Below are 12045 nucleotides of genomic sequence, written 5' to 3' on the forward strand. Positions count from 1 at the left end.
TTGAGCGCAATTAAACAAAAAAGGGGAGCCATCATCGGCTCCCCTTTCTCTTTGTTCTGTCAGTCTTACTGAGCTTTTTGCTGCTCTGATTTACAAACTGCTGCCGTAAAGACAACGTCTGTTGAGCTGTTTAGCGCAGTTTCTGCAGAGTCTTGAATCACACCGATAATGAAGCCAACCGCTACAACCTGCATTGCTACGTCGTTTGAGATACCAAACAGGCCACACGCAAGTGGGATAAGTAGTAGAGAGCCACCTGCAACACCTGATGCGCCGCATGCAGAAACCGCAGCTACAATACTTAGAAGTAGCGCAGTCAGTAGATCAACTTCGATACCCATAGTGTGCACAGCTGCAAGCGTTAGCGTTGTGATAGTGATTGCAGCACCAGCCATGTTGATGGTCGCACCTAGAGGGATAGATACTGAGTATGTATCCTCGTCCAGTTTTAGTTTCTCACATAGTGCCATGTTTACTGGAATATTCGCCGCACTTGAACGAGTGAAGAACGCAGTTACACCACTTTCACGTAGACAACGGAATACAAGTGGGTAAGGGTTTTGTTTGGTTTTAACGAACACGATCGCTGGGTTTACAACGAGTGCGATGATCATCATTGCGCCAAGAAGAACCGCCAGAAGGTGTGCGTAGCTTGCTAGTGCGCTAAAGCCCGTTGTCGCAAACGTTGAAGCAACCAAGCCAAAAATACCAAATGGTGCAAGACGAATGATAAAGCGCACAATGTGAGACACGCTGTGGCTTAGATCTTCAAATACGGCCTTCGTTGTCGCCGATGCGTGGTGTAGTGCAAGACCCAGACCCACACCCCAAGCAAGAATGCCGATGTAGTTTGCTTCTACTAGTGCATTTACTGGGTTGTCGACCAGTTTAAACAACAATGTGCGTAGAATTTCAGCAATACCTTGAGGAGGCGTTGCACCTTCAGCGCCGGTGACAAGCGTTAAATTGGTCGGGAAAAGGAAGCTTAGAACCACTGCTGATAGCGCCGCGAAGAATGTACCCATCAGGTACAGTACAACGATTGGGCGCATGTAAGTGTGTTGGTTTTTCTTTTGGTTTGCAATTGAAGCGGCAACCAAAATAAACACAAGAATTGGCGCGATCGCTTTAAGCGCACCGACAAAAAGGCTACCAATTAATCCCGCGCTTTCGGCATGGCTTGGAGAAATTGTCGCGAGCAAAATACCAAAGACGATACCGACAAGGATCTGGACGACGAGGTTACCACGAGCATATCGGGCAACGAGGCTGTTGTGTTGCATACATCATTCCTGCAATTTTATGCCAGAGTGGCAGGGCAATAGTCCATCATTACACGGCGATAATGCCCTTATATTGCAAGGGGTGAGCATTGCTTCTGGTCACTAAGACACATGATTATCAATTATCCTGTTTTTATAAATTCAGCCATTTTCTTGCTGAATATCACATATCTTAGCTTGGTAATATTTTGTGTCTAGTTTTAGTTTGTTTTTGGATTAAATGTTTGCTCAATGTTATTTAAATAAGATTTTTATGTTGAAAATTATCATTAGTTATGAGTAATAGTTTTTAATAAAGTTGTTAAAAAGGAGACTTTCGTCTCCTTTGATTTTATTGACAACTCAAACGCAACAAATTAATAACTTTGTTGGCGCCTGCGCTTATCACTCATGGCATTTCGAGTGAGTTTCCCGAACTGTCGACTTTGAGCTCGTTGCTCTGCCAAAGTCGCACCGTTAAAGGCTTGTTCTCGCAATAGTTTTTGATAGTTATTGAAACGACGAACTTCCAGTTTGCCATTTTCAATCGCAGTTTGAACTGCGCAACCCGGCTCAGTTTGATGCTGGCAATCACCAAAGCGACAACGCTGAGCGAGAGCCTCAATGTCAGAAAATGCCTCACTGACCCCCGATTCACAATCTGCTAGTTGAAGCTCGCGCATTCCCGGAGTATCAATCAAGATGCCGCCATCAGGTAATAGATGGATAGAGCGCGATGTAGTTGTATGTCGCCCTTTGCTATCGTCTTCACGAATATGCCCAGTTGCCTGTTCTTGTTGCCCGAGTAATGCATTAACAAGAGTTGATTTGCCAACGCCTGAAGAACCGATAAAAGCGAGGGTTTGTCCTTCTTTGCACCAGGTCATGAGTTTAGAAGCACTCTCTATTTCTAAGCCGTTGACTGTCTCTATAGCTAATAGAGGGTCGAGCTTCTGTACTTGGCTTTTTAGTTCATCAGTATTGTCACACAAATCGGCTTTGGAAAGCACGATGACGGGTTCGACTTCGGCTTCATGAGCCAAGGCAAGATAACGTTCAATACGACTTAAATTGAAGTCGTCGTTAAGGGAACAGACGATAAACACTGTATCCACATTGGCTGCGATGAGTTGCTCTGCCACTTTGCTGCCAGCGGCTTTGCGGCTAAAGAGGCTCAAGCGATCCAGTAAGCGAACAAATTGCTGATCTTCATTTAAGATTACCCAGTCTCCGACGGTCATATTGGGTAAAGAATGGTGGGCATTAAGATGAACTTGCCCAGTTTCTGTTGCCAATAAATAACCACTTCGGTGATGCGCAATTACACGAGCAAAAATAGTGTTGTCGTAATCGTCTAATGTCAGTTGTTGCTGAAAAAATGGTTTCCAACCCAATTGTTTTAGAGGGTTTGAAGTTGAAACTAATGTGTCACAAAAAGTATGTGTTTGATTCATTATTGAATTATCCCTGACGCAACAAAGCGCCTTAATACAAATCGCATTAGGGTCTAATTCGGATAGAGTTGACCCCGGTGAAGACCGGGCAGAGAAGGGGAGTTGTGGTTATGCCACAGAGTGGGTGCTGTTAGGGTTACCCTTGCGATGCCCAGTTAGTGTTATTCAATACAATCATCTTGTGTCCTCTTCGTTGGTTAATAAATAAGTGAGTTAATTAAGCCAAAAGAGTATAGCTGCCCTTTTTTAAAGAGGGTAGCTATACTGCAAAAATATTAACTTTGTTTTGTGATGCGCTCTTCCATAATCTGCGAATACGTGTTGGCTTTTAAGCCGTATATGATTTGGATATGACGATCATCCAATATCACGACGCCATGCGCGCCATGATTTTTGAGTGCGTTCTTATCGATGACGGACGTCGCTCTGAGGGTAAGACGCAGCCGAGTCGCACATGCACCAGTTTCTAGCAGGTTTTCTATGCCCCCAATGGCGTCAATGATCGTATCGACGTCTTGTTCGACATTGGGGTTGGTATGAGTTAGGAAATTGAAAAATTGCTTCAGCACTGACTTAACCGTCATTTGAAGAGCCTTCGGTCGTTAGTTTTGAAATGGCTTCAACAATCGGTGCCGGCGAGAGCGTATGCGGTACTTTAGTGATTAACGTGCCATCCGGCTTCAAGAAGTAAAAGTAAGAGCTATGATCCAGCGTGTACTTTAGTTCCGAGCCTTCCAATTCTGTCTTGCGGAAAATGACACCATAGTTGTGTGCCAAAGGTGTCGTTACATCAAGTGGTGCCGATAGGCCTTCAATCATTGGATGGAAGTAATGGGCATATTTTGCTGATGCATCGGCCTCATCACGCTCTGGGTCTAAAGAAATGAACATCGGGCGTAGTTGTGCTTTTTGCGCGTCGTCAATTTGATTCAGTGCTCCTGCCAGCATTGCAAGAGAAGTTGGGCAAACGTCTGGGCAGCGAGTAAAGCCAAAATAGACGACTCGGATGCGAGGGTCATTCACATCGAAGATATTGACGGCTTGGTTATTTTCCCCAAACAATACCGTTTGTTGAGAGGTGGAACTGTCCACTTGCTCTGGCTTCGTTTTCTGATTATCTAAATAGCTCTTTACGCCAAATCCGAGTGCGAAAGCAGCTACGAGAAATAGGGACCAATTGCGGCTCATAACGATTCCTTATCTTTGCATTTTTATAGCAGGGTAAACGGTATTCTCTCCATCACTGAGTTCACCAACCCAAGTCATTGCATCCTCCGTGCAAACCGGGAGAATGATGTCACCTTGATATTGGCCAGGAGCGATTTGCTTCAGCAAAAACTTAGGCTCACCCATCTCCATTTCTCTTCCTGAAAGACTTAGGATGAGTTGCTTAGCATCGCTTGTATGCCACTCAACATTTAGAGTGGTAGGAACCAAGGGTTGAGCAGTTTCTGAGTTTAGCGTCATCGTAACATTTTCTTGGACGCAAGAGGTTGTAGAGAGAAAGCAGTATTCATCTATTGACTTGCTTTGAGTGGAAGAAGAAAAGCTTTTTATTAGAGTCGGGGCATAAAATCCCGCAACTAATGCGGCTGAAACAGCGGCGATTTGTAACAGTTTCATTAAGGTTCAGCATTTATCACTTAACATTACGAGCATCGTAGCACAGATGCGCCGCTCGCCAACTCGTGACCTCGGTAAATTGTGCGTTATACCTCGGTGACCAGCTTCTTAGTAATGCGACGGACTTTATTGCATCAAATACAGCAGAGTTTTCAATTGAGATGTTTTTGCCCTTAGCCAATAGATAAAAACGGAGCCAATTGGCTCCGTTTTTATTTGGTTCAGTATGTGTTTGATACCAAAGTTATTTATCTGAATCTGCGAATTTCTCTAGACCCAAAACCAGAGCAATGGCTGCAAGCATCATTACGACAGCAAGTACTAACTGAGAAGGTTGTGATGTCACGTGTTCAAATTCAAATGGTGATAGGTTGTGCTGTAGCAATGGCACTTGTTCGCCCTTCGAATTGGTGCGCCAAGTGATGGTTTCTTTCCATGGCCAAATCTTTGGCAACGTACCAATCATTAATCCAGTCAAAAACATCAGGGTGAAATCACGGAACTTGCGTAGTAACCACGACAATAAGTGAGAGAAGGACAGTAAACCGATCACGCAGCCAGACAAAAATAGCGCTAATGTATCGACTTGAAAACCTTTCACTGCGGCTAATACAGGAGCATACATGCCAATCAGCAGCAAAATAAAACTGCCAGAGATACCCGGCAAGATCATCGCACAAATCGCGATAGCTCCAGCGAATAAGGTGTTAGTGGCCGTTGGTTCCATGTGTAAAGGTTTGAGCACAGTAATACTATAAGCAAACCCGACACCAACGAGCAGAATGACAAAGCGGACAAGATCGCGTTGCTCAACCTGACGAATAATGTGATACACAGAGACCAAAATTAGACCAAAGAAAAATGACCAAAGTGGGATCGGGTGTGTGTCAAGAAGCCAAGTAATCAACTTTGCTAGCGTTGCAATACTGGTGAAAATGCCGGCAAACAGAGCGATTAGGAAGAATCCGTTGATGTGATTAAACGCGGCTTTAACCCCTTCTTTTCGCCAGATAGAGAAAAGTGAGGGGTTAATGCGTCGAATGCTTTCAAGCAGCGTATCGTAAATACCAGTGATAAACGCGATGGTGCCGCCAGATACACCAGGTACAACATCTGCTGCACCCATGGCGATTCCCTTGAAGAAAGTAATTAAGTAGTTCATTGCTCTAATGCTAAGTCGTTTCGATGGCAGAGAGTATACAAACATTGCGATGAAAAAAGTATGAAATAGTGCTGTAACTACTTGGTTTTATATCCAATCTATTGCCTATCTTTATTACCCGCCAAGAGACAATGCCGCCGTAACGAGCTTTTAATGCTTGGTTTACATTTTTGAGATGATTAACTCTACTATCAATTATCAATCTTGGTTGCATTGTGCAATTGCAATTTGCATTATCAAATTGCATTTTGATAATTTGCGCGTGAATAAATCCAGCTTATATGAGATCTTGTGCCCAAAAATAAGTCTTTGCATTTTGGCATGATTAATGCATAATACTGCTCGACCCTTCTTAAGCCGAGGGTCACCTAGCCAACTGACGTTGTTAGTGAATACAATTTGTTCACACTAAATATAAGCCAATCGCGATTATTGCGGTTGGCTATTTTTTTATATGAACAACGTTACTTACGTGCTTTGCAAATTGCACTTCTCTTACTGTCAGTCATAAAAAAGGGCTGACGTGTTACGCCAACCCTTGTGTTTTACTTTACGTTTTAACCCGTTTATCTAGCAGTTCAGTATCCCATTAACTGTAGCAAATTTTCAGCTGTCACAATGGCTTCTTTACGATTAGCAATATTAAGCTTTTGGTACAGGTTGCGAATGTGGGTTTTAATTGTCGTACCTGCCACATCCAGCTCTTGTGCGATTTGCTCGTTACTAAAGCCTGAATAAATCAGCCCCAGAACCTGCCATTCGCGTTGTGTTAATGGGCTAGTACGTACTAGCTCTGGCACATTAGGGTGATTCACCAACTTTTCAATAAAGTCTTCATCAAAGTGAATCGACCGGCTACGTTGATTCGATGAAATGTCCTTCATTAACTGTTGAGCACGGTGACGCTCAAGATCGCCCAGTTCATGGCGGAGGCTCAACTTCTCCAGCAGACCGCCAATGGTTGCACCATCAATCAGGAAGTTTCCGACCATGCCAGTTTGGTTCGTCATTACTAATGCTTCTTTTAACAGAGCCTTGGCTTGCTCCTCATCTTTTTGGCGAGCAGAAAGGACCGCTTCAACCACTAAGTTGCGATTAGTATCTGTGATTAGGTTAGTGCGACGAGCTTCACCTTGGAGAAAATCTAACGCAGCACGAGCGTCGGTATATTGGCCTAAGTTAATGTGGGCGCGAGCAATGTTACGCCATTGCAATTGAGAAAAGTGGTTGCATGCCGATTCAGGACGAACCGCAGTATTGAGCCATTCTTGCATTGCATCGGTATTCCCGCGCGCTTGCCAAAATAGAATCAACGATAGTGAAGCGTTTGCAGTCCAATCTACGTGATAAGTCGACTGTTTCATCAAGTGCTGTATATGCTCAATGAATTTACCTGCTTTGTCTAATTCACCGCGTCCAATCGCAATACGCGCCAACATCGAATAGCTATGTAAGTGCTTGCTTGGTGAATGGTTTTCGAGAATTTGCAGACCTTTGTACGCGCATTCTTCCGCTTCATCAAGTCGGTTCCAGCACCAAAGTACTTGCGCGCGAATACGCAGCAAAAATTCATGAAGAGGAACATGCTGAAGCTGCTGATCTTCAATCAGACGGAATGCGGAATCTTGTAGTTCAAAGGCAGCTTGCACGTAACCTTGTGCAATTAAAATCTCGCTTTGCTGCAATATTGCCCATAACGCTTGGTGATATACCTGATACTGACGAGCTAGCTTTTCAGTTTGTTGCATCATCGGCAAAGCACGGTCTAGTTTACCTAGCACGTGGTTAACTTCACCAACAACCGAAGTCGCCACAATTCGGCTACGGTAAATTGTGTTATCAAGTTGGCTAAGCGCTAACTCCGCTAATTCGAGAGCTTTTTCTGGTTGGTTACTGTTGATAGCCACTTGAGCAAGCAACGCGTTTGCTTGACCTTGATAATGAATATCTAACGCAATGTTACGCTTTTTGTGTTCCTCTTCCGCTTCTTCAAGCAGGTGGCCCACTTGGTTATAACGATGCTGACTTTGAGCCAACCATGCTCGGAGCATCGTAAGTTTTGGGTGGCTGAACAACAGATCATCGTCCAACTTGTTAATTGAGCTTTCCAGTGTGCTGAGTTCGCCTTGGTTAAACATCTTCCAGCCGAATTCGTTTAGGATCTCTACCACTAAGTCCTTATCATTCGATTTTTGTGCATGATGAATCGCTTGGTGTGGTGCTTTTTGTTGTAACCAAGCGATAGCAGCATTGCGGTGGAGATCTTTTTCTTGCTGAGGAATACGAGCTTGGCGCTCATGAGATAAAAACTCGCCAAATAAGTTATGGAACCGGAACCAGTTCTGTTCCCCTTCGAGCGGGTAAATAAATAAGCCGTAACGGTTAAGCGATTCAATCATTCCCAGTGCGTCTTCGCGTTGGGTAAGGGCAAACACTAACTCATCATTGAAGTGGTCAAGCACGGATACTTGCATTAAAAAGTGACGAGTTTCGTGATCGAGTAAGTCAAACACTTCTTCGACCAAGTAATCCCACAAGTGCGCGTGATTGAACTGCGATACCGACTCTACAGTTTGTGCCAATGTGCGGTTTTGATGTTGGGCTTGTAATGCGATCAACTGCATCGCCGATGGCCAACCTTCAACATAGGTTCTTAGGCTGTTCGCCATGTCTTCATCAATACCATCGGCGATACGCTGGTTAAAGAAGCGAGTGGTTTCTTCGGTATCAAACGCCAACATCTCGTTGCCGATTTCGATCATTAAATCACGAACACGTAAGTTTGCAGTGCCCAGAGGCGGCGCTGCACGACTGGTTACCACAACGGTGAGGTTGTCTGGCATGTGCTTTAAGAAGAAACGCATGGATTCATGGATTTCATCATTCGTGATTAAATGGTAGTCATCAAGTACCACGTAGCACTCTTGATGAAAGTCAGCCATTTCAGCGAATACTTCGCTAAATAGGGAGCGTAAAGACGAGATCTGACGTTTTTCCGCCAGTTTTTGTGCGTTAGCGCAACTGAAGTTGGTGGCTTTGTTTAATGCTTGAAGCAGATAGTTTACAAAGCGAAAGCCGTCGTTATCGCTGTCATCAATGCTGTACCAACCGACGTTTGGCTTATCGGATAGCCACTGCGCTGCCATTGTCGTTTTTCCGTAACCTGCTGGGGATCGGAATAAAACCAATTTGTAGTAAGGCGCTTGCTGTAGTAAGTCCAACACTCGTGGGCGCACGATGGCATTGTGCAGGCGTCCTGGTCGAGTAAGCTTAGATGGAATCCACATTAGTAGTTATGTCCTTATTTATGTATACCCAAATGACAGCAACGTGATCATTCTTGTAAAGCCCCCTTGAAAGCCGTCTTACTGAATGATGTCATCAGCATCAAAAACACTGTTTGAATGCCGGATAATGTCGCTACTGTTGGGGCTTGCGTCCGTCTGAAAAACCATTCCATACGGTCACTTAGATATAAAAGCTAGCGAAAACTAGAAATAACTCACATCGCCTAATTCTAGTTTGTATAAAAAGCGTACAATCCTGTGAGCTGAGTGGGATGTTACGACATCAGAAATGTTCGTTACTTTGATCCACTTCCTAATTCTCAAGGGTTGATGGATTTACCATCAACTACGCCCTTTATTTGTGATTGTCGTCACTTAAATATCGTTTGTTTCGTTAGCGTTAAGATCGCGTTGCACATAGATTACGAAAAGTTCTTCTACGCTGACCGAGTTAATGTGACCGATATTACAATTTTCACATCATCAGATGAGTGGACTATAAAAAGCGTCATGAACGGGTTTTAACCTTTCTCACATTCCATTGTGATCAAAATCACTAAGAACTGGTGCAAAGTTCACTTTGTTGAGATTTGGATCACTAACCTAGCAATGGTACCCCCTCTACGCCCTCAGCCCTCCTCCTTCAAAGGATGAGAATTAGGAGGATGTTTATTCACAGAGGTAAATGCACGATGTATGGCAGATGAATTACCAAAAGACGTGAGAATTTCGTAATGAAACCTACTCAACAAAAACAATTTGACAAGAAGTCGTTCCAAGAAAGCGTAAAGAAACACCTATCTGTAACTTACGCTCATACGATTGAAAACGCAGACAGCCGCGCATGGTACCTAGCAATGGGGCATGCTCTGGCTGAATTTACTACTCTAGATTTGCTTGCGACAGAAGAAGATCCACGCATTAAAAGTGCGAAGAGCGTTAACTACCTTTCGCTAGAATTCCTTATCGGTCGTTTGACGGGTAACAACCTAATCAGCATGGGTCTGTATGAACAAGTAACAGAAGCAATGGCTGAACTGGGTTACAACCTAACTGATCTGCTAGAAGAAGAGCGCGACCCATCATTGGGTAACGGTGGCCTTGGTCGTCTGGCTGCGTGTTTCATGGATTCATGTGCGGCACAAGAATTCCCAACTGTCGGCTATGGTTTACATTACGAATACGGTCTATTTAAACAGTCATTCAAAGATGGTCGCCAGCAAGAAGCACCTGACGCATGGCGCGGTGTAGAAGGCTACCCTTGGGAAATTGCGCGTCCAGAACTTGCGCAAGAGATCGGTTTCTACGGTCACGTTGAAGTGATTAACGAGAACGGTAAAGAGGTTCGCAAATGGGTACCAGGCATGACAGTAAGAGCAATGCCTTGGGATCTTCCAATTGTGGGTTACGAATCAGACACGGTTTACCCGCTACGTCTTTGGGAATGTCAGGCGATTGCACCATTTTCACTAGCAAGCTTTAACAATGGTGATTACTTCGAAGCTCAGCACGCACTGATCGACGCAGGTAACATCACTAAAGTGCTTTACCCGAATGACAACCACGAGAAAGGTAAAACACTGCGTCTAATGCAGCAGTACTTCCACTCAGCAGCGTCTGTACGTGACATCCTACGTCGCCACGAAGCTGCGGGCTACTCGCTAGCGGATCTACCTAAGCAAGAGACTATCCAGCTTAACGATACACACCCAACGATTGCGATTCCTGAACTAATGCGCATCCTGATGGATGAAAAAGGTTTAGCTTGGGAAGCGGCTTGGGAAATCAGCTCTAAGACATTTGCGTACACCAACCACACGCTACTTCCAGAAGCACTAGAGACATGGCCAGAGTCGCTAATCCAGCACCTGCTACCACGTCACATGGAGATCATTTACGAGATCAACCACCGCTTCCTACAAGACGTACGTGCAATGTGGCCGGGTGATGTCGCGAAGCAACAGAAGCTTTCTATCATCGAAGAAGGTTTCCACCGCATGGTTCGCATGGCAAACCTATGTGTAATCGGCTCTTACGCAGTAAACGGTGTAGCAGCACTTCACTCTGAATTGGTTAAGAAAGACCTATTCCCAGAGTTCCACGAAATGTACCCGACACGTCTACACAACGTAACGAACGGTATTACGCCACGTCGCTGGTTGAAGTTCTGTAACCCAGGTCTGTCTCAGCTTATCACTGAGAAAGTCGGCCCAGAATGGCCAGCGAAACTAGAGCAACTTGAAGGTATTGCGAAGTACGCTACTGACGCGACATTCCAAAAAGAATTCATGGCAGTGAAGAAAGAGAACAAAGAACGCCTAGCAACTTGGGTGAAAGAGAACATGGGTATCGAGCTCGATACTAATGCAATCTTCGATGTTCAAATCAAGCGTCTGCACGAGTACAAACGTCAGCATCTAGACTTGCTACACGTACTGTCTCTGTACCATCGTATTCTTAATGAACCAGGTTTTGAGTGTACGCCACGCGTTGTGTTCTTCGCAGCAAAAGCAGCACCGGGTTACCACCTAGCGAAAGAAATCATCTTCGCAATCAACAAGATTGCAGACAAGGTGAACAACGATCCTCGCATCGGTAACAAGCTGAAAGTGGTATTCATCCCTGACTACCGCGTGAGCATGGCTGAAATCATTATCCCTGCGGCTGACGTTTCTCAACAAATCTCGCTAGCGGGTAAAGAAGCATCAGGTACAGGTAACATGAAGATGGCGCTAAACGGTGCGCTAACTATCGGTACAATGGATGGTGCAAACGTTGAGATTCGTGAGGAAGTAGGCGATGAGAACATCTACATCTTCGGTCTAGATGTTGAAGGTGTGAAAGCGCTGAAAGCTCAAGGTTACAACCCATTTGATTACTACAATGCGGATCACTTACTCAAAGCGTCAATGGACTTGCTATTGGGTGAAGAGTTCACACCAGGCCAACCGGGCTTACTGCGTGCCACATACGACAGCCTACTAGACGGCGGTGACCCGTACTTATGTCTTGCGGACTTTGCATCTTACGTGAAAGCGCACGAAGACATGAGCGAACAATATAAAGATCAAGCTGGTTGGGCGAAGAAGGCCATTCTTAATACCGCCCTTGTTGGCAAGTTCACGTCAGACCGCTCAATCCGCGACTACGTGAACAATATCTGGAAACTTGAAGCGGTGAAACGCTAATAGAACCTAGTTAAGACCAAGGTAGCCAAGCGCTACCTTTGGTCATTTTCCAAAAGAAGTTATTGATAA

8 protein-coding genes are annotated in these 12045 nt (G+C 44.7%); 1 reads left to right on the forward strand and 7 read right to left on the reverse strand.

Going from position 1 to position 12045, the window contains the following annotated elements; genetic code table 11:
• Positions 1-65 precede the first annotated feature (65 nt).
• The 7 genes from sstT to malT all read right to left on the reverse strand — a co-directional run bounded on the left by sstT (position 66) and on the right by malT (position 8788).
• Positions 66-1283 carry a serine/threonine transporter SstT gene (gene sstT / locus R7Z41_RS08240; RefSeq protein ID WP_005374821.1) on the reverse strand — a complete coding sequence of 406 codons (1218 nt, stop codon included), beginning with the start codon at positions 1281-1283 and terminating at the stop codon, positions 66-68.
• 356 nt (positions 1284-1639) lie between these two features.
• Positions 1640-2716, reverse strand: coding sequence for a ribosome small subunit-dependent GTPase A (gene rsgA, locus R7Z41_RS08245; protein WP_151515268.1), 1077 nt, complete (start codon positions 2714-2716; stop codon positions 1640-1642).
• Between the two features lie 275 nt (positions 2717-2991).
• Positions 2992-3300, reverse strand: a complete 309-nt coding sequence (locus R7Z41_RS08250; RefSeq protein WP_047102409.1) for a PTS transporter subunit EIIB — start codon at positions 3298-3300, stop codon at positions 2992-2994.
• Positions 3290-3904, reverse strand: a complete 615-nt coding sequence (locus R7Z41_RS08255) for an SCO family protein (protein WP_042522188.1) — start codon at positions 3902-3904, stop codon at positions 3290-3292. The genes R7Z41_RS08250 and R7Z41_RS08255 overlap by 11 nt, the downstream gene beginning before the upstream one ends.
• 9 nt (positions 3905-3913) lie before the next feature.
• The gene (locus tag R7Z41_RS08260; RefSeq protein WP_025768641.1) at positions 3914-4339 is read right to left on the reverse strand and encodes a hypothetical protein; all 426 of its coding nucleotides are present in this window, start codon (positions 4337-4339) and stop codon (positions 3914-3916) included.
• Positions 4340-4583: 244 nt separating this feature from the next.
• Positions 4584-5501 (reverse strand): DUF368 domain-containing protein, encoded by a 918-nt coding sequence (locus R7Z41_RS08265; protein ID WP_025768640.1) that lies wholly within the window; start codon positions 5499-5501, stop codon positions 4584-4586.
• A 578-nt stretch (positions 5502-6079) separates the two neighbouring features.
• On the reverse strand, positions 6080-8788 hold the full coding sequence (malT, locus tag R7Z41_RS08270; RefSeq protein ID WP_005374834.1) for an HTH-type transcriptional regulator MalT: 2709 nt from the start codon (positions 8786-8788) through the stop codon (positions 6080-6082).
• Positions 8789-9522: 734 nt separating this feature from the next.
• On the opposite strand from malT, the gene R7Z41_RS08275 reads away from it, so the two are divergent.
• A complete protein-coding gene (locus tag R7Z41_RS08275; RefSeq protein WP_005374836.1) occupies positions 9523-11976 on the forward strand; it encodes a glycogen/starch/alpha-glucan phosphorylase in 2454 nt (817 codons plus the stop codon).
• The last annotated feature ends 69 nt before the right edge of the window (positions 11977-12045 follow it).

It is taken from the genome of Vibrio sp. 1457 (assembly GCF_033340195.1).
Taxonomy (GTDB): Bacteria; Pseudomonadota; Gammaproteobacteria; order Enterobacterales; family Vibrionaceae; genus Vibrio; species Vibrio alginolyticus.

Coding starts and splice junctions, on each gene's coding strand:
- malT (WP_005374834.1), bottom strand. CDS start 8,788: ATGTGGATTCCATCTAAGCTTACTCGACCAGGACGCCTGCACAATGCC.
- R7Z41_RS08255 (WP_042522188.1), bottom strand. CDS start 3,904: ATGAGCCGCAATTGGTCCCTATTTCTCGTAGCTGCTTTCGCACTCGGA.
- R7Z41_RS08260 (WP_025768641.1), bottom strand. CDS start 4,339: ATGAAACTGTTACAAATCGCCGCTGTTTCAGCCGCATTAGTTGCGGGA.
- rsgA (WP_151515268.1), bottom strand. CDS start 2,716: ATGAATCAAACACATACTTTTTGTGACACATTAGTTTCAACTTCAAAC.
- sstT (WP_005374821.1), bottom strand. CDS start 1,283: ATGCAACACAACAGCCTCGTTGCCCGATATGCTCGTGGTAACCTCGTC.
- R7Z41_RS08265 (WP_025768640.1), bottom strand. CDS start 5,501: ATGAACTACTTAATTACTTTCTTCAAGGGAATCGCCATGGGTGCAGCA.
- R7Z41_RS08275 (WP_005374836.1), top strand. CDS start 9,523: ATGAAACCTACTCAACAAAAACAATTTGACAAGAAGTCGTTCCAAGAA.
- R7Z41_RS08250 (WP_047102409.1), bottom strand. CDS start 3,300: ATGACGGTTAAGTCAGTGCTGAAGCAATTTTTCAATTTCCTAACTCAT.